Genomic DNA, 24,725 nt, shown 5'->3' with positions numbered 1-24,725 from the left:
ATCTCCTCGCGGTCGGTGGGCAGCACGGTCGGTGAGCGATCAGTGGTGGGCGGAGACGCGGGCGTTGGAGAACCGGCTGACGTCGACGAAGAGCAGCACGGCCACCCCGACGAGCGGGAGAACGGTGAGCTGCCAGAGTGCGGCTCCGCCCCAACCCGTGCCGTCGACGAGCGCCGAGAAGAGGTATCCGGCGACCGCCGCAGGGATGTAGAAGCTCGCGACGTAGAGCCCGGACGCGCGCCCGACCATCGTGGGCCGGACCGCCCGCTGCATGGACGAGTAGATGTTGACGAACAGGAAGCCGCTCGCGACGGCCCCCTCGGCGAACGACAGGGCCACTTGTGGACCGAGCGTGGTGGGCCCGTTGAAGAGCAGGTAGCCGACGACGGACCCCACCAGCAAGGCAACGATCATGATCGTGCGCTGGTTGAACCGGTCGCCCAGCCATCCGGCCGGCAGGCCCACGAGGGCGCCGATGCCGAACATGCTCGCCGCCAGGCCCGCGTCGCCCTGGGTGAAGCCGAGCTCCTCCTGCAGGAACGTCGGGTAGAGGCCGATGTAGCCGTACATCGCGACCCCGACGACCACCGCCACCACCGCGAGCAGCAGCAGATTGCGGTTGTAGAGCTGCGCCGGGACGTGGTCGAGACTCGCCGGTCCGCGGTGCGAGGCCGGGTTCTCGACCTGCTCGGTGAACCGCTTGCTCACGAGCGTCCCGATCACCAGCACAACGACGAAACCCGCGCCACCGTAGACGTAGAAGGGCACGCGCCAGTCGCCGAACGTCGTCGCGAGATGCGCTCCGAGCAGCGGCCCCAGGAAGCTGCCTACACCGTAGGCAAAGTTCAGGCTGCCCAGCGCGAGCGCGCGGCTGGCGAAGAAATAGGCGCCGACAGCCGAGAACAGCGCCGCATTCTGCATGGCCTCACCGACGCCGGAGAGTGCCCGGTACACGAACATGTCCGCGTAGCCGACGGCGAGGGCGGTCAGCGCCGTGAAGGCAGAGAAGATCAGGATGCCGACCACCATGACCGCGCGGCGGGAGATGCGATCCAGAAGGTAGCCGGTGGGCAGGCCAGCCACCCCGATGCCGAGGGTGAAGATCGTCGCGAGCAACCCACCCTGCCCGAGCGTGAAGCCCAGGTCGTCGCGGATGGCCGGCAGGAGCACCGGGAACACCTGCCGGTCCATCGCATTGAGCACGTAGGACAGCCCCAGGACGACGAGCGTGGTGATCGCGACCGCTCGCGTCAACCGAGGGAGGCCTGAGCCGGGCGCAGCCCGCGCCGCCGCCGGTGGCTGCTCGCTCATGCCGTTCATCTCCTTCGACTCCCGGTTCCGTTGCTGACACACATCCTATAAAATCGACGATGCACGGTGCAAGGAGACGAGATGACGCTGCCCGACATTGCCGTCGCCTCCCTCGGGGGGACCATCACGATGACCACCACGACCACCACGACCACCACGACCACCACGACCACCACGGGAGGAGACCGGGCTAGCGTCGTACCGACCCTGGGCGCCGAGGATCTGATCGCGGCCGTGCCCGACCTGGATCGGGTGGCCACGCTGGAGGCCACGACGCTCGCCTCACTCCCGAGCGCGTCGCTGTCCTTCGGGCACGTTCTGGCCGCGCTGGCCTGGGCCGAGGAGGCCGTCGCGGGCGGGGCGGCCGGCGTCGTCCTGATCCAGGGCACCGACACCCTCGAGGAGACCTCCTACCTGCTGGACCTGCACTGGCGCCACCCCGAGCCGCTGGTCGTCACCGCTGCGATGCGCACCCCCGGCGCACCGGGAGCGGACGGTCCCGCCAACCTCCTGGCGGCGGTGCGGGCCGCGGCCGCGGTCCAGTGCCGATCGCTGGGTGTGCTGGTGGTGATGAACGACGAGGTGCACGCTGCGGCGCGCGTGCGCAAGGCCCACGCCTCCGATCCCGCGGCGTTCACCTCGCCGGTCTTCGGGCCGCTTGCGGTGCTGCGCGAGGGCATGCTCGTCCGGGGGAACCGCCCCTCCCGCTGGCCCCACCTGCACACGCCCGGCCGCCGGGACAGTCCGCGCGTGGCGATGATCGACGCCTGCCTCGGCGACGACGGGGGGCTACTGCGGCTCGCTCGTGCAGACGGCTACCACGGTGCCGTCGTGGCGGCGTTCGGCGCCGGCCATGTCTCCGCCGCCACGGCGGACGTCATCGAGGAGGCCTGCGCCACGATGATGGTCGTATTCGCGACGCGAACCGGAGCAGGATCGACGCTGAGCACGACCTACGCCTTCGATGGCTCGGAGAGCGACCTGGCCGCGCGCGGGGCGGTGCCGGCCGGGTGGCTCGACCCTCTCAAGGCGCGGGTGCTGCTGTGGTCACTACTCGCGACCGGCGCGTCCACCGAGCGCGTGCGCGACGAGTTCGCCCGCCGGGGCGGGGCGCCGGGCGGGCCACCCGATTAGATTCGAGGGCCGGATGCCGCACACAGATCGCCCCACACGACGTCAAGAGGTTCACGTGCCGATCGGTCGACTCGCCGCACCAGCGCGCACACGCACCGCCTACGAGCACGTGCGCGCCACCCTGCGCGCAGCCATCCTCGACCGCACGCTCCCCGCGGGAGCCCGTCTCGTGCAATCCGACCTCGCCCGGCAGCTGGGCGTGAGCACCACCCCGGTGCGGGAGGCGTTGCGCGACCTGGCCGCCGAGGGGCTGGTGCTGCTCGACGCCCACCGCGGCGCCATCGTCCGCCGGCTGGACATCGACGAGGTCCGGGAGATCTACGAGCTGCGGATGACCCTCGAACCACTCATGGTCGCGCGGGTCGTCGAGCGGATCAGCGAGGAGCAACTCACGCGGGCCGAGGAGCTCGCCGGGCGGATGGCGACCGAGAACGACATGTCGATCTGGGTGAACCTCAACCGGGAGTTCCACGCGGCGTTCAGCGAGGTCGACGCGAAGAGCAGGCTGTCCCAGATCCTGGCCGGACTGCGCGACAGCGCCGCGGGGTACGTCGCCGTCTCGTTGGACGCCCGCCCACGCCAGGTCGCCGAGGCCAACGAGGAACACCACGAGCTGCTGGACATCTACCGGCGGCGGGATCGCGAAGCCGCGATCGGGTTGACCGTGCAGCACCTGCGCTCGACCCTGGCCGTCATCGAGGAGGCGCACGCGAACGGGCTGCTGTAGGTCGCCGCCGTTCGGCGATCAGCCCACCGGCCGCCGGGTCCGCGCCAGCGGGTGCCGGCCGATCACCGCACCGCTTCGACCGCGCCACTCAGTGCGGAACGGGTGATGGCCTCGAACGCCCGGACATCGGCGCGGATCTCCGCGCTCGTGACCGGATAGGCGGCGACGCCCTCGACCGCATCGGCGAAGTGTTCGAGATTGTCGCGGACGGCCGCCGTCGGCGGGACGAACCGCTCGTCCTTCACGCCGCCGCGGTGCGCCACGGTGACATCCCAACCGGCTGAGCTCTCCGGGTGGCTGCGGTCGCGGATCTCCATCCACCCCTCGGATCCGAGCACGCACACCCGGCCGATGAACGGTGTCGTGAGAATCGCCGTGATCGTCGCCGTCGCTCCGCTCGTGAAAGCGAGCGTGACGGAAAGGGTGTCGCCGTTCCGGAAGGACGTGGCGCGGGTGCTCAGCCGTGCCCACACCTCGCTCGGTTCGCCGAGGACACTGATGGCCAGGTCGACCAGGTGGATACCGGTGGCAGAGAGCGGGCCGACAGGCGCCTCGACGCTCGACAACCGCCAGTTGTCCGCAGGTAGCGCCAAGAAGTTGTCCTGACTGAAGTTGCCCTCGAACACCAGCGCCGTCCCGAGATCACCTGATCGGCAGCGCTCCTGTAGCTCCATGACCGCGGGTTCGAAGCGGCGTTCGTGCCCGATACCCAGTTGCACGCCTGCCGCCTCGACGGCGGTGATCGCGACGTCCGCCTCCGCCGATGTCGCGCAGAAGGGCTTCTCGCAGAAGACGTGTTTGCCCGCCTCTGCTGCGGCGACGATCTGTTCGGCATGGAAGCGATGGGGCGAGCAGAGGACGACCGCGTCGATCCGTGGATCGTCCAGCGCCTCCTGCAGGCTCGCCGCCACAGCCATGCCCGCGTCGTGCGCCCACTCCCGCCCGGCCGGCTGGGGGTCGACGCCGAGCACCGGCCGGATCCGGTCACTCGCGCTCAGCTCGCGGGCGATCTTCTGCCCCCACCACCCCAGTCCGACGATCGCCGCGTGAATCAACGAGCCCCCTCTCGAAGCAGAATCGCCAGGCGTCAGGCCTTGAGGTTGAGCAGTCGTGCTGCCGTCGTGCTGCGGATGAGCTCCTTCTCCTCGTCGCTCAAGCCGGGGACGCCGTCGATCTGGCCGAGCGGGTCGTAGTGCCCCATGTCGAAGGGGTAGTCAGTGCCCACGACGACGCGGTCGGCCCCCATCTGCTGGATCAGGAACTCCAGGTGCACCGGATCGAAGACCAGGCAGTCGACGTACAGCTGCTTGAGGTAGGTGCTCGGCGGACGCGAGATGTGGTGGCGGCCTTCCGGACGGACTTCGTAGGAGTGGTCCATCCGGGAGGAGTAGAAGGGCAGGAAGCCGCCGCCGTGCACCAGACACATCTTCAGCGCGGGGTGCTCCTCGAGCACTCCCCCGTGAATGATCCGGTTGACGGCCACGGTGGTGTCGAGCGGGTTCCCGACGACGTTGGTCATGTAGTACCGCTGCAGCCGCTCCCCGTGTGTGAAGCCGTTCGGGTGCAGCAGCACGACCACGTCGAGCTCCTCGGCCTTTGCGAAGAACGGCCGGTAGCGCGGGTCGTCGAGGTCGAGCCCGAAGATGTTCGTGTTGATCTCGACGCCGCGGAAGTCCAGATCGCGGATGCAGTACTCGAGCTCCGCGACCGCGGAGGACACGTCCTGCATCGGAACGGTAGCCAGGCCGACGAACCGGTCGGGATGGTCGTGGACGATGGATGCCAGGTTCTCGTTTTGCATCCGTGCCAGCTTCCGGCCGAGCTTCACGTCCGTCCAGTAGTAGTACTGCGGCGGCGCGACGGAGATGGCCTGCACGTCCACTCCCATGGCGTCCATGTCCGCGATGCGCACCGCCGGATCTGTCGCCTTCGGGAGGATGTCGGCCATGTGGCCGGCCTGGTACTCGTTGGTTTCGGCGCCTGCCCAGTAGGAGAACGGTTCGTACTCGGGTGACATCAACCCCGCAACGAGCTCCTGGCAGGCGGGTGTGAAGACGTGGGCGTGGATGTCCACCGTGCGACCGTGTGAGCGGCTCATCTCCGTGTCCTCTCGGGGCGTTCGATGTCAGGCGTCGCCCGTTGGCGGGGCTCGCCGTCCAGGGAGAGCAGGTTGTCTCCTCCGCCCGCCTCCGGGCGAGGTGTGCGCTGATCCGCATCGTTGGATGCATCCGCAGTCATGTCAAGGGCCATGCCGGCCAGTGCTGCTCAGCTGAGAACTTCGAGACTCGAGCACGGCGCGAACTTCCGAGGTCAGCAAGCACACGCGCAGCAGTAGCCCGATCACGTTCCTGCGCGTCGCCGCACCTGACCGCCAGTCTCTCGTTCCTGCTTGCTCGGGGTTCGTGCTTGACGAATGCATAGCGCGGCAGGCACAGTCATCCAGGAGGGTGCGACCCAGGTCACATTGATCATGTGCGCACCAGGTGCTCGACCTCCACGGCCCGACATCGCATCGGTCCCCTCACGACCCACATCCATCACGCAGGACGCAGCGTCGCGTCGGACCAGGAGAGGTCGAACGAGATGGGCAAGCTTTCTACAGGCAGCCGGGCAGTCCGGCTGAGGTGGTTCGCACTGGTCGCCTTGGTCTCCCTCTTCGGCGCGGCGTGCGGATCGGGATCCGGCGCCGACGAGGCGACCGAGGTCGCGGACGCCAATGGAACCGTGCGGATGGTCATGGCCCCGGACCCGGTCTGGAAGTGGCTCGAGAGCGAAGGCATCAAACAGGAGATGGAGCAGCAGGCGGGGATGCAGGTCATTACCTCCTCCTCCTGGGATGAGTTCGGTGTCTACGCCGGGGGTCACGCGGACGTCATCTCCGCGGCGACCTACGAGGTCCCCGACCTGGAAGAGGCGACCGGGGACCCGGCGACGATCTTCGGCAGGTACAACGGCGACCGCAGCGTCCTCGCTGTCGGCGCGAACAGCCCGGCGCAGAACCTCTGCGACCTCGAGGGCAAGAAGATCGCCACCTACACGGCGGTGTCCATCACCCTGATCTGGGGCATGTACGCCCAGAAGTTCTGCGGCACCGACCTGCGTGCTGGCGGCGGCGACTACGAGCTCATCGTGACCGACGTCCAGAACCTCTCGAGCCTCGTCGCGCGCGGCGACGCGGACGCCTGCCTGTGCCTCCCCGACTTCGCCATCCCGGACCTCATGAGCGGTGCGGTGCGCCCGGTCTACGACGGCATGTCCGCGGCGCAGATGTACGCCGAGCACTTCGCCGTGGACAAGGCGGCGACGACTCACCCGCAGACGAACGTCTTCGTCGCCCGCAAGGCGTGGGTGGAGAAGAACCCCGAGGAAGCCCAGTTCCTCATCGCCCTGTGGGATCGCGGCATCACGAAGTGGCAAGAACACCGTGACGAGATCATCGCGGCCTATCCGGAGGACTTCGCTGTGCGCAGCGAGGAGGAGGCAGCCTTCCTCAGGGACTGGTTGGACACCCGCTACGACTGGTTCGCCCCGACGGCGCAGCTCGACCAGGAGTGGGTCGCAGAGGAGACGCGGCTGTTCGACCTCATGAAGGAGACCGGCTTCATGGACGAGGACGCGCCGCCGACGAGCTTCACCATCGTCGAGTCGGGCCCCATCGCTTCCTGATCCCACCGTCCGTCCTGATCCCACAGCGCCGACGAAGGGAGGTGCACCGTGTCCGAACCGTCCACCCTCGAGAGCTCGTCGCCCGGGCCCGCGGTCACGTGGCAGCAAGGCGAGCACCTCGCCCGCCGGGCCGCTACCCGACGCAGGTGGCGCAGGTTGGGGATGCTGGCAGCCGGCTGGGTGGCGATGCTGGCCGCGTGGCAGCTCGCCTCCGCGTACGTCTTTTCCGACGTCCTTCCGCCGCCCGCCGAGGTCGGCGAGGAGATGTGGTCGATAGTCGAGAGCGGCGACTTCTTCGAGGACTTCCTCGCCAGCGTGAGCAAGACGCTCGCCGGCTTCGGTGTGGCCGCTGTGTTCGGCGCCCCGGTCGGCTACCTCATGGGACGCTACGACTACTGGCGGGCCTTCTTCCACGACGGCGTCACAGTGGCGGGCACGATCCCCGCGCTCGTCTACGCGGTCATGTCGCTCATCATCTTCGGCATCTCCGACCTGGGACCGGTCCTCGCCGTTGCGTTGGTCTCGGCGCCCTACATCGCGATCAACGTGGCGGAGGGCATTCGCGGGACCGACCAGTCGCTCGTCAAGATGAGTGAGGCCTTCGGACGCTCGCCCCGCCAGATTCGTCGTGAGGTGTTCGTCCCGGCGATCGTTCCGTTCGTCTTCGCGGCCGTCCGGATGTCGTTCGCGGTCGCCTGGAAGGTAGAGGCCCTGACCGAGGTCTTCGGCGGCAGCAACGGCGTCGGCTTCCAGATTCGCAGCCAGTACCAGCTGTTCTCCATCACCGGGGTGCTCGCCTGGATGCTGCTGTTCATCGCCTTCATGCTCGTCATCGAGCGCCTGGGGCTGCGGAAGCTGGAGAACCGGCTGCTCGCGTGGCGGCCCGAGGAGAGGGTGACCCTCAGATGAGCGACAGCACGACGGTCCGCCGCCGTTCCGCCAGCGAGATCGAGAGCGCGACGCCATCCTGGCGGCGCACGCTCACGTCGGACCGGGCCGCCCGCATCACGTTCTACGCGGCCGCGCTGCTCTTCTGGATCCTGCTGTCGGCGGTCTTCGAGCGGGTGCCCGGCCCGGTCGAGGTCGTGGCGGCGCTTGTCGAGGAGCTCAGCCGTCAAGAGGTGTTCGGCAACTTCGGAGACACGATGTACCGGTTCGCAGCCGGGGTACTCCTCGCCACCGCAGTGGGCGTCGTCGTCGGCGTCGTGATGGGGCTTTCCCAGCTCTCCCGGGCCTTCTTCGAGAGTCCCGTCATCGTCGGCCTCTCGATCCCGGCGATCATCTGGGCATTCCTCACGGTGATGTGGTTCGGGTTCGGGCACACGTCGCCGATCGTGACGACCTTCCTCACCGCGCTCCCGTTCGTCATCCTCAACGTCGCGCAGGGCGTGCAGGGGGTGTCCCGGGATCTGCGGGACATGTCGTCGTCGTATGGCGTGCCGCTTGGGCGGCGCGTCCGACACCTCGACCTGCCCGCGGTCGCCGGCTATGTCATGGCAGGCGTGCGGTTCGCCGTCATCATGGGCTGGAACGGCGTGCTGCTCGCCGAGTGGTTCGGCGGGTCGGGCGGTGCAGGCCACCGCGCCCGCTACTGGTATGACGCCAACCAGTACCCCGGCTTCGCCGCCTGGGTCGTGCTGTTCGTCGGCGTGATCATCATCCTCGACCGCCTTGTCTTCAACCGGGCTGCGCAGCACGCGTTCCGGTGGAGGGACACGACCTCCTGACAGAAGGGCAACCACGACATGGCCGTCCTGACGGTGAACAACCTCTGCAAGACCTTCGGCGCGGGCACCGCGCGCGCAAACCGCGTGCTGGACCACATCTCCTTCGACGTCCGGGGTCAGGTTTTCGTCTCGATCGTCGGCCCGTCGGGGTGCGGGAAGAGCACCCTGCTCAACATCATCTCGGGGGTCGAGGACCACACCTCCGGCGAGATCTCGGTCACGAGCGACAGCGGTGCACCGGCCCGCATGGGCTACGTCTTCCAGGACCCGCGGCTGCTCCCCTGGCGCACGGTGCAGAAGAACATGCTGTACGTCCAGGACTCCACGGACGACGCGACGACGAAGCGGGTCGAGCGCTACCTTGACATGGTGGGTCTGGCCGAGCACAGCGACTACTTCCCCGTGCAGCTCTCGGGCGGCATGCAGCAGCGCGTGGGCATCGCCCGCGCGTTCGCGGTGGAGCCCGACCTGCTCATCATGGACGAACCGTTCAGCCACCTGGACGCCATCACCGCTCGCGGACTGCGCGCTGAGCTCCAGGAGATCTGGGCGCAGTCCAGGAAGACGGTCGTGTTCGTGACCCACGACGTCGTCGAGGCCGTGGAACTGTCCGATCGGATCATCGTCCTGCAGCCCGGCGGCCGGATCTACGAGGACATCACGATCGACCTCCCCCGCCCGCGGCGGCAGTCCGATGCCGCGGTTGCGATGCTTCAGGCCGACGTGCTCGCTCGGCTCGAGCAGATGCGGGCCACGGCGATGACGGGCTCACCATCGGAGTGAGCGCGCCGTACGGATGACCCGCCAGCCGGCGAGTAGTGACGATCGGACGTGATGACCGCAGAACCCTCCCCGGCTCCGAGCCGGGTCGGCCCGACGCAGGGCGTCGAGGCGACCACGAGCTGGACCGTGGCCCGTGAGGCCGGCGTCTCACAATCGACCGTCTCGCGGGCCCTACGCGGTGACCCGCGCGTCCGGGAGCAGACTCGGCGGCGGGTCGAGGAGGCTGCACGCCGCCTGAGCTACGTGCCGAACTCCCTGGCGAGCAGCCTCGCCTCCCGGTCCACCCGCACTGTGGGGATCGTGGTCGCCGATCTCACGAACCCGTTCTTCCCCCACCTCCTCAATCTGATCCACGACGAGTTGCAGCTCCTCGGCTACCGCATCGTGCTGTTCGCCGAGCGCACCGACGTCCCCACCGGTCAGGACGCGCTCAACCGCTTGCTCGACCGGTCGATCGACGGCGTCATCGTCACCACGGCAACGCTCCGCTCGGCCTTGGCGGACACGCTCCGGATGCGCGGCCTGCCGCTCGTGCTGTTGAACCGATACATCGATGGCCTGGACGTCGACCGCGTCATCAGCGACAACAACGGAGGGGCCTTTGTCGGCGGCCGGCACCTGCTCAAGCTCGGGCACCGCCGGATCGGGGTGATCCGGGGTCCCTCCAACACCTCGACCAGCCGGGATCGGATGGCCGGACTGACAGAGGCGCTGGATGCCGAAGGCGTCGCCCTCGATGCGGAGCTGGTGCGGGAAGGCACCTATTCGCACCAGAGCGGCTACCAGCATGCGCGCAGCCTGCTGCGCCTGCCAGACCCGCCCACGGCCATCATCTGCGGAAACGACATCGTCGCGTTCGGCGCCATCGATGCCGCCCGCTCGCTCGACGTCCGGATCCCCGAGGACGTGTCGATACTGGGCTTCGACGACATACCCATGGCAGCCTGGGAGGTCTTCCAGCTCAGCACGCTGCGCCAGCCGTTCGATGAGATGGCCCGGGCGGCCGCCCGCATGCTGGCCGAGCGCATCGATCACAACGAGGACATCGGTGCGGGCCGCGAGCAGCTGTTCCCGACGAGCTTGGTGAAGCGCTCCACGGTCGACCGCCCGAGAGACCGCAACTCATGACACCGACTGGCGCACGGCCTCAGTGCTGGGCCCGGACCTGCAGGAACTCCGCGGGTACCGCGGCATCGTCCACGCCGTCGAGCAGGTGCCCGAGTCGGCGCTTCTTGGTGCGCATGTAGACGAGGTTCTCGGGGTTCGGCGCGATCTGCAACGGCTCGCGCGCGACGACCTCGAGCCCGTAGCCCTCGAGCCCGCCGTACTTGTCGGGGTTGTTGGTGAGCAGCCGGAGCGCCCTGGCGCCCAGGTCGACGAGGATCTGCGCAGCGACGCCGTACTCGCGGCCGTCGACCGGCATGCCCAGCTCGATGTTGGCGTCCACGGTGTCGCGGCCTGCGTCCTGGAGCCCGTAGGCCAGCAGCTTGTGGCCAAGACCGATCCCCCGGCCTTCGTGGCCCCGCAGGTAGACGACGACGCCTCGGCCGGCGGCGGCGACGCGCGTCATCGCCGTCTCGAGCTGCGGCCCGCAGTCGCACCGCAGCGACCGGAAGATGTCCCCGGTCAGGCACTCGCTGTGGACCCGGACGAGCAGCTCCCCGGGTGCGGAGACGTCGCCCAGTGCGAAGGCGACGTGCTCCGTGCCGTCGAGCAGGGAGCGGTAGCAGATGCAGCGGAACTCCCCCCACGGAGTGGGGACGCGCGCGTCGGCGATGCGTTCGACGAGGCCGCCGCCGCGGCGGCGGTACGCGGCGAGATCGACGACCGTGATCATCGGCAGGCCGTGCCGTGCCGCGAAGCGCGCCAGGTCGCCGCGGCGGGCCATGGTCCCGTCGTCGTTCACGACCTCGCACAACACCCCTGCGGGCCGTAGACCCGCCATCCGCGGCAGGTCCACCGCTGCCTCGGTGTGTCCGCGGCGCTCGAGCACACCCCCGGCCCGCGCGCGCAGGGGGAAGACGTGCCCCGGACGGTTGAAGGCGGCACCGGTGAGCGTCTCGTCGGCGAGGGCGGCGATGGTCGCGGACCGGTCCGCCGCCGAGATCCCCGTCGACGTCCCGACCGCGAGGTCGACGGTGTGGGTGAAGGCGGTGCGCTGGTGCTCGGTGTTGGTCGGGACCATCAGCGGCAGGTCGAGTGCGTCGCAACGCTCGCCGGTGAGCGCGACGCAGACGACGCCGGACGTGTAGCGCACCATGAAAGTGACGTCAGCCGGTGTGACGTGCTCGGCGGCCATGACCAGGTCGCCCTCGTTCTCGCGGTCCTCGTCGTCGACGACGACGACCATCCCGCCGTCGGCGATCTCCTGCAGGGCCTGCTCGATGGTGCTGAACCCGGTGTACGGCCCGGTGCGCCCGCCGTTGCCGTCCATGTCAGGCCTGCCCGTAGTCCGTCAGCTCGTCGAGTGCGGGCTTGACGTGCTGCATGAACAGTTCGAGCTGCCGGATGACACTCTCGGCGGGCTGCTGGGCGTAGTGGTAGATCAGCACCACGTACTCGGCCGGCAGCTGCTCCCACAGCCGCACGTACTCGTCGCGGACCTGCTCCGGGGTGCCGACGACCCACAGGCCGGAGTTGAGGACCGAGCCCACCGGGTCGGCCGGGTCGAACGTCATCGGCGTCGTGCCCGCGTAGAGGTCGCGGAAGATGTCTCCGTCGTACTCGGCGACCATCCGGCGCGCTTCGTCCGCTGTCGCGGCGATCTGGCCCCATCGGACGAGGGCCTGGTTCTGGCCGAGCGCGTAGGTCCGGCCGGCAGCGGCGGCCGCGTCAACGTAGGCTCCGCCGAACTCGGCGGCCCTCTCGATCTTGGAGAAGTAGGTCGGGATGAAGCCGCGTGGACCGCAGTACTCCACGGTCGCCTTGCTGGCGTTGCTGGACACGAAGACGGGCGGGTGCGGCTGGGTGAGTGGCTTGGGGACGACGCTGACGCGACGGATCCTGCCGTTCTCGTCCATCTCACCCTCGGCGCCCAGCTCGCGGGTCGCGGTCATGCTCCAGTCGACGCCCTCCTCGTAGGGGAAGGGCACCTGCCAGCGGCCCTTCCACTCCACGCTGTCCTGCTTCCACGCCTGCTGGACCAGCTCGACGTTCTCCTCGAAGATCTCGCGGTTGATCTGGTCGTCGGAGATGCGGGCCGCGCGGCCGGCCTCGTCGAGCTGCGCCATCTGGTCCGGGGTGCCCGAGGGCGACAGAGTCGCCCGGGTGCCGAGGTGCTGGCCGAGGATGTTGGTCCAGCGGGACTGGTAACCACGGGCGAACCCGCAGAACGAACGGCCTGCCGCGAGGTGGTCGAGGATCGCGATGTCCTCCGCGACGCGGAAGGGGTTCTGCGCGCTCATCGTGTAGCCGAGCTGGCCGATGCGGATCCGTTTCGTGAGCGCGGCCCAGTGGGCGTTCAGGAGCCCCGGATTGGGTCCGACCTCGTATCCCTCGCTGTGGAAATGGTGCTCGATGGAGGACACGCCCCACAACCCGAGCTCGTCGGCGGCCGTGATGATCTTCGGGAAGTCGCGGATCAGTTCCTGGTACCGCTGCGCGTCGCGGCCGATCGGGCGCTGCTCGATGCGCTCCTCGCGGGTCGCCGCGATCTGGGGGTAGAGCTGCAGGATCACATTCACCATGGGGGCCGGCTCCGCTCTCGGTGTGTCGGCATCGGGGCTGTCCCTCCCCGCTGGCGAACGACGCTACGGATCGTTCTCGTCCTTGGCACCTGAGCGGGACACAGTGTCTGAGCCCGGGGCTTTGTGTGCCCGAACAACCCGGCTACCAGCGGGAGCGCCGCACACTGAACCCTCCCGCCCCCACCCCGACGGGTGACGGACAAGGACGGTGCCGATGACCATCGACGCGCTCGCAGGACTCGGCGTGGCCTGGTCGCCCCCGACCGGAGCGTTCGCCGCATCGCCCGCCGGCCGGATGGCGGCCCGGTACGGCATCAACGATCCCCGCGCCCTCGCCGAGCGGGCCGCGCAGGCCCCGGCCTGGTACTGGGAGGCCGGGGAGCAGGACGTCGGCATCACGTGGATGCACCCCTACGACGAGGTCGTCGACCTGTCCCGGGGAATCGAGCACCCGCGCTTCTTCGCGGGCGGTCGGCTCAACTGGGCCGACTACTCGGTCGACCGCTGGGTCCGCCGGGGCCGGGGCGGTTCCTGTGCTCTCCGGTGGGAGGGCGACGACGGCGCGATCCGGACGCTGACCTACGCCGACCTGCAGGAACGCATCGACGCCGCGGCCGGCGCCATGCGAGCGCACGGCGTGGGAATCGGTGACGTGGTCGCCGTGCTGCTGCCGATGGTGCCCGAGGCCGCCGCGGCGGTGCTCGCCGCCGCCAAGATCGGCGCCGTCGTGGTGCCGCTGTTCAGCGGGTACGGCGCGCACGCGGTGCGGGAACGCCTGGTCGACTCGGGCGCCACGCTGCTCGTCACGTGCGACGCCTTCCCCCGCCGGGGCCGTCCGGTCCGGCTCAAGGACGTCGTCGACCGCGCCGTCGATGGTCTGGACACCCTCGAGACGGTCCTCGTCGTGCGCAGGCTCGGGGCCGACGTGGCGATGGCTGCGGGCCGGGACCACTGGTGGGACGAGGAGTGTGCGGTCGCCGAGCCGGTGCGGCGGGCCGAGCCGATGGCCTCCGACGCTCCCTGCCTGCTGCTCTACACCTCCGGCAGCACCGGCAAGCCGAAGGGGTGTGTCCACAGTCATGCCGGCCTGCCGCTGAAGGTCGCCCTCGAGGCCCGGCACGCCCTCGGTGTCGAGACGACCTCGGCGGTGCTGTGGCTGACGGACATGGGCTGGATCATGGGGTCGTTCCTCATCGCGGCGGCCCTGGTGAACGGCGGAACCGCTGTCTTCTTCGAGGGCGTGCCTGACTGGCCGAACCCGGATCGCCTGTGGGCAGTGGCGGAGGGCACCGCGACGACCGTGCTCGGCGTCTCCCCTACCGTCATCCGAGCGCTCATGGGCAACGACGACACCTGGGCCGACGCGCACGCCCTGCCGAGCCTGCAGGCCATCGCCTCGACCGGCGAACCGTGGAACATCGAGCCTTGGAACTGGTGCTTCGAGCACGTCGGCAAGGCCCGCACGCCGATCGTCAACATCTCCGGCGGCACCGAGGTCGGCGGATCCCTGGTGTCCGGCTCGATCTACCTGCCGGTCAAGCCTGCGTCCTTCGCGGGCCCCACCCTGGGAGTCGTCGCGGACGTCGTCGACGGCGCGGGCCGACCGGTCCGCGGCGAGGTCGGCGAGCTCGTCGTCCGGTCGGTGTGGCCGGGCATGACGGCGGGGTTCTGGCAGGACGGCGGTGAGCGCTACCTGGACAGCTACTGGCGTCGGTTCCCGGGGGTCTGGCACCACGGCGACCTGGCCTACGTGGACGAGGACGGCTACTGGTTCCTGCTGGGCCGCTCGGACGACACGATCAAGGTGGCGGGCAAACGCTTGGGGCCGGCCGAGGTCGAGTCGCTGCTCGTGGCCGAACGCGACGTGGTCGAAGCGGCGGCGATCGGCGTGCCCGATCCCGTCAAGGGCGAGGCCCTCGTCTGCTTCGTGGTCCTGCGCGAGGGCGAGGACCGTGAAGCCGCGGCGGCCGCGCTGCGGGACCGGATCAGCGCCGCGCTCGGCAAGGCGATGGCTCCCCGTGCCGTGCACGTGGTGGACGCCCTGCCCAGGACCCGCAACGGCAAGGTCCTGCGGAGGATCGCGCGGACGGCCTACCTCGGCTTGCCCCCCGGCGACCTGACGTCGCTGGAAGACCCCTCGGTCCTCGGGCCGTGGCCGCGGGCGACGGGGGCTGCAGCCGGGTGAATCGTGGTCGAACCGACGCCGCTCCCCGGGCCAGGAGTTAGGGTGCCCTGCGACCAGACCGGCACGCCGTCGTCGTCGGAGGGGGGTCGCGTCGTGGTGCACCAGGAGCCGCCCGACGCAGCCGTCCTGTTCGCGGGCGAACCGACATCGGCCGAGCTCAGCTCGTGGCTCGACGCGATCGCGGAGATCACGAGGGCGGCCAACCGTGGCGCACCGCTCAAAGAGCTGCTCGACCTCATCGCCGGCGCCACCGCGCGCTTGACCGGCTACGACTTCTGCGCGGTCTTCGTGGAGGACCCGGAGCGCGAGTCGTTGGTGATCAAGGGGTCCTACGGACTGTCGCAGGAGTACGTCGACACCATCAACGCCCAGACCCCGATCCCCGTGGGGCCCGGCGACACGGGCGAGGGCCCGACGAGCCGGGCCTTCCGTTCGCAGCGCCCGACGTCGGTGTTGAACATCTTCGACGACGCAGCCCTGCGGGCCTGGGAGGCGGTCGCCGCGCAGCAGGGCTACGCATCGCTGCTCTCCGTCCCGCTCGTCGTCGGGCAGATCCCCTTCGGCCTGCTGAACTGCTATACGGTCGAGAAGCACGACTTCACCGCTCGCGAGATCATGCTCATGGAGAGCATGGCGAACCAGGCCGGGCTCGCCATCGAGACGACCCGACGGCTGACCAAGGCGTACGAGCAGGTGGAGGGGCACCACGACACGTCGGCGGCCCTGCGGGCCGAGCTCGAGGCGATCGAGCACGCCAACGCGAAGCACGGCGAGCTGCTGCGCGTCGTGCTGAAAGGCGGTGGGTTGGCCGCCATCGCCGAGAAGCTCTCCGCGATGCTCCGGTGCACCGTGGCGATCGACGATGCGACCGGTCACCTGCTCGCGGCGGCCGCTGGCCCGGGAGGTGCCGGCGCGCGGGACGGGTCGGTCGCCGCTGTCCACCGCCGGGCCAGGACGCGCGCGGGCACCGCGGCCGATGCCAGGACCGTCGTGATCGGGCCCGGCCACGACCCGCTCGAGCCCGAGGGGCTCGTCGTGCCCGTCGTCGTCGACGAGGACGTCGCCGGCCACCTGTGGGCGCTCTGCCCGCGGGTGCCGTTCGGGGACCGGCACTGCCAGGCACTCGTCCGCGCCGCCGCGGTCGTCGCGTTCGCGCTGCTCAAGGAACGGACGGCGCAGGAGGTGGAATGGCGGCTGTCCCGCGACTTCTTGGACGACCTGCTCGAGGTGGAAGGGCCGCTCGGCGAGGCGCTCCACGCCCGCGCCCGCCAGCTGGGCGCCGATCTCGCCGAGCCGCACACCGTGCTCGTCATCCGCCGCGATGCGGCACATGGCGACGACCCCCACGCCGTGCACGCGGACCGCGAGGCCTACGCCCAGCGCTCGCTGCTCTCGCTCGTCCAGCGCACCGGTGCGGCCTGCGAGGGCGCCACGCTCACCGCGACCCGCAGCGACCACGTCGTGGTGCTGTGGCGCGACGTGCAGGGTCGCTCCGCCGCGCAGTTCGCCCACCACCTGCGCCGGGAGGTCCTGGCCTACGCCGGTGGCTGGACGGCCACCATCAGCGTCGGCCCGAGGTGCACCGACGTCCAGGAGTACGGCGACGCCTACCGGCTCACGTGCAGCGTCCTCGACCTCGTGCAGCAGTCCGATCGCGGCGATCGGGTGGTGGTGCTCGACGACATCGGCGCCTACCGCCTCCTGCTGCAGGTCAAGCGGCCACGCGAGCTGCAGTCGTTCGCGCAGGCCGTGCTGGGCGGGGTGCACGACTACGACGTGCAGCACCAAGCCAAGCTGGGCCTGACGCTGCGCACCTACATGTCACACGGCTGCAACGCGGCTCTCACGGCCAAGAAGCTCCACGTGCACCCAAACACCGTGGGCTACCGGTTGCGGCGGATCCAGCGGCTGCTCGACGTCGAGCTCGCCGACCCGCAGGTCCTGCTCCACGTCCAGCTCGCCCTCATGATCGAGGCAATTCTCGGGGACTGACCCAGTGGGTCTTGCTCCTCATGGATGGGCGGATGTGGTCCGACGTGCGTGCGCGCCGCGCCCCCACCACGGGCCCGTCACCCTGACCACCACCATGACCACGACGTACACCCCTGTCGCGATGAGCGCGGCAACGAACATCGGGTGCACCTCGGCGTACGTGCCGGAGACGAGGCTGTAGACCGTGTAGAGCGTCGCCGCGACGATGCTGAGGAGCGAGGCCTCCTTGCCGCAGAATCGGCGGCCGAGCATGGTCGCGAACACCGAAGGCAGCAGCGCCGCGGAGAACGCACTGAGGAACGCGATCCCGACGAGCGCGCCGACTCCGGGGCTGACGCGGTTGAGCAGAATGCCACCGAAGATCGCCACCACTCCGTAGACCACGGTCAGCCATCTGATCCAGCGCACGCTCTGCTCCGCGCCGAACCTGCGTCCCGAGCCGCGCTCGACAACGTCGCGGAACAGCACGCTGACCCCGGCCACGACACCGACCTCGACGGTCGACATGGTGGCGGCCACGATGCCGGCGAACATCGCCCCGGCCGCGACCGGCGGGAGCTCGGCGATGAAGACGCCGAACGCCTGCTGCGGGTCGTCGAGCGAGACACCGGTCGCGCGGACGTACATGCCGGACAGCGGCATGATGATCGCGAACGGCAGCGCCAGCGCGACGCCGAGCAGCCAGCCCTTCGTCGCCTCCCGGGGTGATCGGGCGGCGGCGCCGCGGTGCCAGTACGTCCCGCCGAACGTGAGGCACAGCATCAGGAAGAACAGCCCGAACGCGCTGCCCGCCGTCCAGTCGATGCCGGCGAACCGCCCGTGCGGAAGCGGGTTGAAGAAGTCCGGCGGCAGGTTCGCCGACAGCATCCCGATACCGCCGTCGCGCAGGACGAGCCACAGCGTGCCGCCCAGTAGTGCGACGGCGAACAAGGCGAACTGCGCGATGTCCGAGAACACCGTCGCCCACATGCCCCCGAGGTAGAGGTAGACGACGCCGCTGACGCCGAGGATGAGTACGGCGGACTCGGGTGAGATCCCCATCAGCCCGGACAGGATCAGACCGCCGCCCAGGATGTTCGCCAGTGGCGAGAACAGCAGGCCCATGGCCAGCGCGATCCCGGCGACGACGCGTACCCGCTTGTCGAAGTTCGCCTCGAACCACTCGGTGAGGGTGACACCACCGGTGCGCCGCGCGAAGGGCCCGATCGTGAACGCCCCCAGTAGCACCGCCAGGATCCATCCCGTGATCCACCAGTGCGCCACGTAGCCGCTCGCGTACCCGATCGCGCCGACCGTCGCGCCGGTCGTCCCGGCCACGATGATCGCCGTCATGCCGATGCCCTGCAGCGGCCAGGACAGTCCGCGACCGGCGACCATGAAGTCCTCGTCGTCGTCGATCCAGCGCCGCGTCCAGAGCCCCAGGCCGATCATGCCGACCGTGTAGACGACCAGGAACGCCCAGATCCAGACCGTGGCGATCATCCCGGGCCGGCACCGATCGTGCTGAGCAGCGAGCGACCACGGTCGGTCAGCACGACGCGCGGGCGGATGAACCCGAGCACGTCGACGAGGCCCGCCTCCCACAGCCGCTGCCGCGTCGCGCCGACGCCCCATTCGCACTCCGGGCGCCGCGCGGGCGCGCCGCCGCCGGCCAGGCGCCGGAGGCACTCGAGGTCGTCCGGTGCGAGACCGTGCTCGGCGAGACCGCGCTCACGCTCGGTCAGGCCGTCGAACGCACGCGTCTGCCCGGCCTCGGTGAGGTCGAAGGCGAGCATCCCCGCTCCGACACGGCCCCGCGGTCGCACGAGACCGGCCGCCTCGAGGACGTCCAGCGCGTCCCGGACCTCGTGGCACTGGAGCCCGAGGCTGTCGCACAGCACGTCCAGCGTCTGGCGACGGAACAACAGACATCGCAGGACGCGCGCCTCGTTCCGGTCGTTCTCGGCGGTACCCGGCACGTCCACCGCCCTCCATCGGGTTCGGCTCACCCCGCATTAGAGGCGGGGCGGGGCGGCCCATCAATGTTCCTCGCCACAACCGAGGCGGGCAGACCCTGTTCGCGACCCTCTTGACTGCTCGCAGCTCCGACGGAGGGTGTCGCACGCTTCGAGATGCGCATGCACGTTTCAGGCATTTTGCGAGGTCACCGTTCGGACTGTCGGGTGCTGAGCTGTGCTTGACATGCGCAGGCGTATTCAGTATCCAGGCACCAGTAGGGCATCCCGCGATCGATGTCGCACCGGCCCGAACACCGCACGACGACCACGCATCCGCCCTCGATCCGCGGTCTCAGCAGGGTCTGGCGGAGGACTCACGCCGTTCGACGGAGCAGGGTCGAACGGCGCCGCTACCGCACGCCGCTCCCGTCGCGCGGCGCGTAGCCACCCGACATCTGTCCGCACCTATGACGCCGCCGGCTCGGGAGTTCCACCGGCGCCAGCGAGAAGGAGCACGACGTTGCGCTACCGGAACAGTTCGGGACCCGTCCGACGAACGCCCATCGGCCGCGTGCTCTACGCCCTGGCGGCAGTGGCCGTCCTCGCGTGCGGCTGCTCCGGATCGACTTCCGGCTCCGACACCGGGGCGGTACGGCTCGGCTACCAGACCAACGTGTGGGGGATGCCCGTCTACACCGCTGTGCAGAACGGCTGCTTCCAGCAGGAGAACCTGCAGTTGCAGGAGATCCAGGTCGACTCCGGGAACCGGGTCCGAGATCTCATGGTCGCCGAGCAGGCCGACGTCGGCACCTTCGCGGGCCCCACCCTGAACACCGGAGCGGACAAGTCCGACATCGTCGCGGTCGGCATGGTCGGCACCGTGGCGGGCACCACCGCGATCGTGGCTGGAGAGGACTCCGCTGTGCAGGGGCTTCCGGACCTGCGCGGCAAGAAGATTGCCATTCAGGCGGGATCGAGCATCGGCGACGTCGCCGTCGGGCAGATCCTGCCCAGTATCGGGTTGCAGCAGGGCGACTACGAGCTCGTGAACATCCCGGTCAACAACATGGTCTCCGCGTTGACACAGGGGCAGGTCGACGCGATGGTGAACGTCGAGCCGTACAACGCAGTGGCCGTCTCCCAAGGTATCGGGCGGCGAATCGCCGACTTCACCGACTACGACCCGCTGCCGGTGTTCATCGGGATGCGTCAGGAATTCATCGACGACCATCGCGCAGAGGCCGTACAGATCGTTCGAGCACTTCTCACCAACGCCCGCGAATGGCGTGCTGACCCCGATGCCGCCTACGCCACAATCACCCAGTACTACAGCTCGATCGGCTTCGATGTCCCGCCTGAAGTGATCAAGGACGCCGCATCCCGGATGAATGTCCAGGTGGAGTACTTCGACGGCGTCCAGGAGTACATGCAGGGGCTCGCCGAACGGCAGGTGGAGCTGGGCCAGATCAGCGATGTCCCGGACTGGTCCACGACCTTGAACACCGAGTTACTGCGCGAGGCGACCGACACCACCACCGAGGCGGCCGGCTGCCGTTGACCGGTGCGTCGGCAGCGACGGCCATGTCGGGAAAGGACTGAGGACGTATGGCGGTAGAGCCAGGCAGAGGTCGGTCGTCGACCGTGGGCGCGGCCCGGCCCGCACCCGAGCCCGTACCACCCGGCGAGGACGCGACCGGGGCGCGGGGGCCGTCCGGGCGGCGCCGGCAGCGCAAGAACTGGATGGCACTGTTCCACAACGTGTGGCCGGTACTCGTGGTCGCGCTCGCCTGGCAGCTGTTCGCCATGTCCGACATCGTTCCCCGGATCCTCACCCCGACCCTGGGCGACATCGCCGGGGCGATCCTGCGGCTGGAGAACCAGGGAACGTTGTGGGCGCATGTGGGGACGACCCTCGCCCGGATGTTCGGCGGCTTCGCGATCGCTGCCGTCGTCGGAAGCGCACTCGGGATGTCGATGGCCTACTGGAAGTGGTCGGAGCGCTTCTTCGCCCCGATCCTCAGCCTTCTCATGCCGATTCCGAGCCTGGCCTGGGTGCCGCTGTTCATCCTCTGGTTCGGGCTCGGGAACCTGCCCACGGTGATGCTTGTGGCATTCGTGTCGGCAATGCCGATCGCCTCCAACGTTTGGATGGGGGTGCGCTCGGCCAACCCAATCTGGCTGCGCGCGGCGACCTCGATGAACGCCCGCGGCCTCTTCCTGTTCTGGAAGGTGATCTCGCCGGCAGCCATGCCCTCCGTCCTGTCCGGCCTCCGGATCGGTCTCGCCCAGGCATGGCGCGCCGTCGTCGCCGGGGAATTCGTGGCGAACACGCAGCTCGGTCTCGGCTGGCTCATCTTCAACTCGATCGCGTTTCTGCAGTCCGACATCATGTTCGCCGGGATATTCATCATCGGCCTGATCGGGTTCCTGATGGAGCGGGTTCTCATCCAGCGCGTCGAGCGATACACGGTGGTGCGCTGGGGAATGGTGCAAGAAGCCGGCGGCCAGTGACCGGTACGGGAAGGACCCGAACGAGGGGGGTATGGTGGCCAGGAAACAGAAGGCCCGAAGCCGGCACGGACAGGCTGAAGGCGTCTCCATCCGCGAGCTGAGCGTCGACTACGACACCGAAGGCAAGACCTTCAGGGCGCTGTCGCAGGTCGACCTCGAGATAGAGCCGTCGGAGTTCGTCTGCCTGCTGGGCCCGAGCGGCTGCGGGAAGACCACCTTGCTGAACGTCATCTCCGGCTTCGTGGCGCCGACGACGGGCACCGTCAGGGTCGGCGACGAGCCGGCCCGCTCGCCGACCCTGGCCAGAGGAGTCGTATTCCAGGAGTACGCGCTCTTCCCGTGGCGGACGGCCCTGCGGAACGTGGAGTTCGGGATGGAGGTGACCGGCACACCCAAGCCGGAACGTCACGAGCGAGCCATGGAGTTCCTGGCCCTCGTGCGCCTCGACACGTTCGCCCACGCCTATCCGCACGAGCTTTCCGGCGGCATGAAGCAACGTGTGGCAATCGCTCGTGCGCTCGCCTACGACCCTCCCCTGCTGCTGATGGACGAGCCGTTCGGCGCGCTGGACGCCTTCACCCGGGACGAGCTCCAGCAGCTGCTCTCGGACATCTGGCAGAAAACCGGCAAGACCGTCGTCTACGTCACGCACAACATTTCCGAAGCCGTCTTCCTGGCGGACCGGGTCGTGGTCTTCGAAGGCAACCCGGGGCGCATCAAGGACGTTCTCGAGGTCGGGCTCGAGCGCCCTCGGAACGTGTTCGGAACGGACTTCACCGAACTCGAGAGCCGAGTCACCGGCCTGGTCCACGACGCGCCCGACCGGCAGCAGCAACAGCCCGGCCGACCCGCACATACCCGCACTCCAGTCGAGGGAGCCCAGCCGTGAGTACCCAGCCGACATTGCTCGAGGACGACTCCTGGAACATCGAGGCCGTCGGGCACACCGACCTGAACGGCCATGGGGACTGCATGCACGTGAACGTCCAGGGGGACTACGCGTACGTCGCTCACATGGGCGGCGACCGCATCGGCACCTCCGTGGTCGACGTCTCCGATGCGGCCCACCCGGCCGTCGTCGCCCAGCTGGAGACGCCCCCCGGGACGCATTCGCACAAGGTCCAGGTGGCTGACGACGTCCTCGTCGTCAACCACGAGCGCAACCCGGCGGAGCCGGACGCGCAGGAGTGGAGCGCCGGCCTCGCGTTCTTCGACATCTCCGACCCCCGCAAGCCCAGGGAGGTCGGCTTCTTCCCGACCCCCGGCAAGGGGACGCACCGGATGACCTACGACCCGCCCTACGTCTACATGAGCGGGAGCGACCGGGGCTACTCCGACCAGTTCCTGATCATCGCCGACGCCTCGGACCCGGCCCGTCCCGTGGAAGTGGGCAGGTGGTGGTTCCCGGGGATGCGGACGGGAGCCGGGGAGGAGCCGAGCTGGAACGCCGGGCGCCGCTACGCCCACCACCACGCCAACCTGCGCGGCGACCGCGCCTACGCGACCTGGTGGGACGCCGGCCTGGTGATCCTCGACATCTCGGACGTGAGCGCACCCCAGCTGGTGAGCCACCTCCCGTTCGATCCCGCGGAGAGCGGCGCGACCCACTCGGCGCTGCCGCTACCCGGGCGGGACCTCCTCGTCGTCACCGACGAGTCCGTGGACGACGGGTGCGCCGGGATCTTCCCGAAGCACGTCCGGGTGGTCGACATCTCCGACGAGCAGAACCCGACCGTCCTGTCGACGTTCCCCGTCCCGGCCGGCGACTTCTGTGGCCGGGGCGGCCGGTTCGGCCCGCACAACGTCCACGAGATGCGGCCGGGCACCTACCGGTCCCCGAACCGGGTGCACCTGACGTACTTCAACGCGGGCCTTCGTGTGATCGACGTGTCCGATCCGGCGGCCCCGGCCGAGGTGGGGTACTACGTGCCACGACCCGCGCCCGGTGCCACGGCCATCCAGCTGAACGACCTGACGGTCACCGAGGACGGGCTCGTGTTCGTCACGGACCGATCGGGCGGCGGCCTGTACATCCTGCGGGACGAGTTCGCGTAGCACTGCAGGTTCAGGGCGGTGCCAGCGCCGCGAGGCTGCGGTACACGCCTTCGGCGTAGGTCTCCCCGCGCACGACGGGATGGGGCACCAGGGCCACGGTCGCGACCTCGGCGTCGTGCCACTTCTCCAGCTGGGCGCGGCACCGGGCGGGCGGCCCCACGAGGCAGTACTCGTCGACGAGCCGGTCTGTGATGGCGGCATGCAGCCCGGCCTGGTCGCCGGCCCGGAACGCCGTGGCAACGCCTGCCGCCTCGCGTTCATAGCCGGCCCTGGCGAGCGCGGCGTTGTAGGCGGGCAGCCCGAGCCAGTAGCCGAGCGAGGCGCGTGCGGACTCGCGCGCGGCGGCGACGTCGTCGCTGACGAAGGTGTGGACCGCGACTTCGACCGGGGACGAGCCGTCGCGCCCCGCGCCCCGCCGCCCCCGGGCGCCGGCGGCGACGAGCTCGGCGATGCCGGCTCCCGGGACGAGCCAGAGCATCAGGCCGTCCGAGACGGCGGCGCCGGCCTCCGCCATTCGCGGACCGACCGCGGCGGTGTGGACGGGCACGGCGTGCTCGGGCGTCGGGAAGTCGAGCACGCTCCCCTGGTAGACCTGCGCCGGCAGGTCCGGGTACCGCTCGCGGCCGCGCCCGTCGAGGACCGCCCGCACGTCCTGGACGTACGCCGGGAGGTCCGTCGCCGCCCTCCCGGCCGTCACGCCCAACGCGCCGACGCGCACCTTGTGCCCGAGTCCGAGGCCCAGCACGAAGCGCCCCCCGGAGAGGTCGGCTGCGGTCGCCGCCATCTGCGCCGCGACGACGGGATGGCGCAGGTAGGTGACGGCGACGAAGCTGCCGACCCGGATGTGCGAGGTACGCAGCAGGATGGCGAGATCGATCGACAACGTGTCGGTCAGCGACTCCGTGGTGTAGCACGCCACGTAGCCGTGCTCCTCCGCGCGGCGACCAAGGCCGACCAGCTCGCGCGTTCCCGCCGCGAACGTGAGTAGGGCGACCCCGAGCTCGGCCATGC

General features: G+C 69.6%; 21 protein-coding genes. 13 read left to right on the top strand and 8 right to left on the bottom strand.

What is annotated here, in order from left to right; genetic code table 11:
• Window positions 1–39 precede the first annotated feature (39 nt).
• Window positions 40–1,311, bottom strand: coding sequence for an MFS transporter (locus tag CFP66_RS37750; protein ID WP_158228374.1), 1,272 nt, complete (start codon window positions 1,309–1,311; stop codon window positions 40–42).
• A gap of 81 nt (window positions 1,312–1,392) precedes the next feature.
• Between CFP66_RS37750 and CFP66_RS37745 the strand changes: the two genes are divergently transcribed.
• Both CFP66_RS37745 and CFP66_RS37740 read left to right on the top strand, forming a co-directional pair.
• Window positions 1,393–2,445 carry an asparaginase gene (locus CFP66_RS37745; protein WP_094930158.1) on the top strand — a complete coding sequence of 351 codons (1,053 nt, stop codon included), beginning with the start codon at window positions 1,393–1,395 and terminating at the stop codon, window positions 2,443–2,445.
• Between the two features lie 55 nt (window positions 2,446–2,500).
• On the top strand, window positions 2,501–3,172 hold the full coding sequence (locus CFP66_RS37740; RefSeq protein WP_158228373.1) for a GntR family transcriptional regulator: 672 nt from the start codon (window positions 2,501–2,503) through the stop codon (window positions 3,170–3,172).
• A 62-nt stretch (window positions 3,173–3,234) separates the two neighbouring features.
• On the opposite strand, the gene CFP66_RS37735 is transcribed toward CFP66_RS37740, so the two are convergent.
• Together CFP66_RS37735 and CFP66_RS37730 are read right to left on the bottom strand one after the other, a co-directional pair.
• On the bottom strand, window positions 3,235–4,227 hold the full coding sequence (locus CFP66_RS37735) for a Gfo/Idh/MocA family protein (protein WP_094930156.1): 993 nt from the start codon (window positions 4,225–4,227) through the stop codon (window positions 3,235–3,237).
• A gap of 32 nt (window positions 4,228–4,259) precedes the next feature.
• A complete protein-coding gene (locus tag CFP66_RS37730) occupies window positions 4,260–5,270 on the bottom strand; it encodes an amidohydrolase family protein (protein WP_094930155.1) in 1,011 nt (336 codons plus the stop codon).
• 545 nt (window positions 5,271–5,815) lie between these two features.
• On the opposite strand from CFP66_RS37730, the gene CFP66_RS37725 reads away from it, so the two are divergent.
• From CFP66_RS37725 to CFP66_RS37705, 5 genes are read left to right on the top strand one after another with little or no spacing between them, the layout of a single operon-like run.
• On the top strand, window positions 5,816–6,838 hold the full coding sequence (locus tag CFP66_RS37725; RefSeq protein ID WP_158228372.1) for an ABC transporter substrate-binding protein: 1,023 nt from the start codon (window positions 5,816–5,818) through the stop codon (window positions 6,836–6,838).
• 48 nt (window positions 6,839–6,886) lie between these two features.
• The gene (locus tag CFP66_RS37720) at window positions 6,887–7,747 is read left to right on the top strand and encodes an ABC transporter permease (protein ID WP_143517507.1); all 861 of its coding nucleotides are present in this window, start codon (window positions 6,887–6,889) and stop codon (window positions 7,745–7,747) included.
• A complete protein-coding gene (locus tag CFP66_RS37715) occupies window positions 7,744–8,565 on the top strand; it encodes an ABC transporter permease (RefSeq protein WP_094930152.1) in 822 nt (273 codons plus the stop codon). The genes CFP66_RS37720 and CFP66_RS37715 overlap by 4 nt, the downstream gene beginning before the upstream one ends.
• Window positions 8,566–8,583: 18 nt before the next feature.
• Entirely contained in the window at window positions 8,584–9,348 is a 765-nt protein-coding gene (locus CFP66_RS37710) for an ABC transporter ATP-binding protein (RefSeq protein WP_094930151.1), read from the top strand.
• Window positions 9,349–9,399: 51 nt separating this feature from the next.
• Window positions 9,400–10,476 carry a LacI family DNA-binding transcriptional regulator gene (locus CFP66_RS37705; RefSeq protein ID WP_094930150.1) on the top strand — a complete coding sequence of 359 codons (1,077 nt, stop codon included), beginning with the start codon at window positions 9,400–9,402 and terminating at the stop codon, window positions 10,474–10,476.
• 19 nt (window positions 10,477–10,495) lie between these two features.
• On the opposite strand, the gene CFP66_RS37700 is transcribed toward CFP66_RS37705, so the two are convergent.
• Both CFP66_RS37700 and CFP66_RS37695 read right to left on the bottom strand, forming a co-directional pair.
• Window positions 10,496–11,782: a bifunctional 3,4-dihydroxy-2-butanone-4-phosphate synthase/GTP cyclohydrolase II gene (locus tag CFP66_RS37700; protein ID WP_094930149.1), complete on the bottom strand. Its 1,287-nt coding sequence runs from the start codon at window positions 11,780–11,782 to the stop codon at window positions 10,496–10,498.
• Window position 11,783: 1 nt separating this feature from the next.
• Window positions 11,784–13,034: an LLM class flavin-dependent oxidoreductase gene (locus CFP66_RS37695; protein ID WP_094930148.1), complete on the bottom strand. Its 1,251-nt coding sequence runs from the start codon at window positions 13,032–13,034 to the stop codon at window positions 11,784–11,786.
• A gap of 214 nt (window positions 13,035–13,248) precedes the next feature.
• Here CFP66_RS37695 and CFP66_RS37690 point away from each other — a divergent pair, with 214 nt between their 5' ends.
• Both CFP66_RS37690 and CFP66_RS37685 read left to right on the top strand, forming a co-directional pair.
• Complete coding sequence (locus CFP66_RS37690) at window positions 13,249–15,219, top strand: AMP-binding protein (RefSeq protein WP_094930147.1); 1,971 nt, start codon at window positions 13,249–13,251, stop codon at window positions 15,217–15,219.
• Window positions 15,220–15,261: 42 nt separating this feature from the next.
• Window positions 15,262–17,211: a GAF domain-containing protein gene (locus CFP66_RS37685; protein ID WP_143517506.1), complete on the top strand. Its 1,950-nt coding sequence runs from the start codon at window positions 15,262–15,264 to the stop codon at window positions 17,209–17,211.
• An 18-nt stretch (window positions 17,212–17,229) separates the two neighbouring features.
• On the opposite strand, the gene CFP66_RS37680 is transcribed toward CFP66_RS37685, so the two are convergent.
• A complete protein-coding gene (locus tag CFP66_RS37680) occupies window positions 17,230–18,693 on the bottom strand; it encodes a sodium:solute symporter (RefSeq protein WP_158228371.1) in 1,464 nt (487 codons plus the stop codon).
• Window positions 18,690–19,175 (bottom strand): hypothetical protein, encoded by a 486-nt coding sequence (locus CFP66_RS48255; protein WP_158228370.1) that lies wholly within the window; start codon window positions 19,173–19,175, stop codon window positions 18,690–18,692. Before CFP66_RS48255 ends, CFP66_RS37680 begins: the two co-directional genes overlap by 4 nt.
• Before the next feature lie 544 nt (window positions 19,176–19,719).
• Between CFP66_RS48255 and CFP66_RS37670 the strand changes: the two genes are divergently transcribed.
• The 4 genes from CFP66_RS37670 (at window position 19,720) to CFP66_RS37655 (ending at window position 23,714) form a co-directional block, all read left to right on the top strand.
• Window positions 19,720–20,706, top strand: coding sequence for an ABC transporter substrate-binding protein (locus CFP66_RS37670; RefSeq protein WP_158228369.1), 987 nt, complete (start codon window positions 19,720–19,722; stop codon window positions 20,704–20,706).
• A gap of 83 nt (window positions 20,707–20,789) precedes the next feature.
• Window positions 20,790–21,659, top strand: coding sequence for an ABC transporter permease (locus CFP66_RS37665; protein WP_158228368.1), 870 nt, complete (start codon window positions 20,790–20,792; stop codon window positions 21,657–21,659).
• Window positions 21,660–21,690: 31 nt separating this feature from the next.
• On the top strand, window positions 21,691–22,548 hold the full coding sequence (locus CFP66_RS37660) for an ABC transporter ATP-binding protein (RefSeq protein WP_094930141.1): 858 nt from the start codon (window positions 21,691–21,693) through the stop codon (window positions 22,546–22,548).
• Window positions 22,545–23,714 (top strand): LVIVD repeat-containing protein, encoded by a 1,170-nt coding sequence (locus CFP66_RS37655; RefSeq protein ID WP_143517505.1) that lies wholly within the window; start codon window positions 22,545–22,547, stop codon window positions 23,712–23,714. The genes CFP66_RS37660 and CFP66_RS37655 overlap by 4 nt, the downstream gene beginning before the upstream one ends.
• Before the next feature lie 10 nt (window positions 23,715–23,724).
• On the opposite strand, the gene CFP66_RS37650 is transcribed toward CFP66_RS37655, so the two are convergent.
• Window positions 23,725–24,723, bottom strand: coding sequence for an LLM class flavin-dependent oxidoreductase (locus tag CFP66_RS37650; protein ID WP_094930139.1), 999 nt, complete (start codon window positions 24,721–24,723; stop codon window positions 23,725–23,727).
• Window positions 24,724–24,725: the final 2 nt, after the last annotated feature.

Source organism: Pseudonocardia sp. MH-G8 (assembly GCF_002262885.1).
Classification (GTDB): Bacteria; Actinomycetota; Actinomycetes; order Mycobacteriales; family Pseudonocardiaceae; genus Pseudonocardia.
Note: the sequence above shows the minus strand (reverse complement) of the source record. Positions and strands in the feature narration are given on the sequence as shown.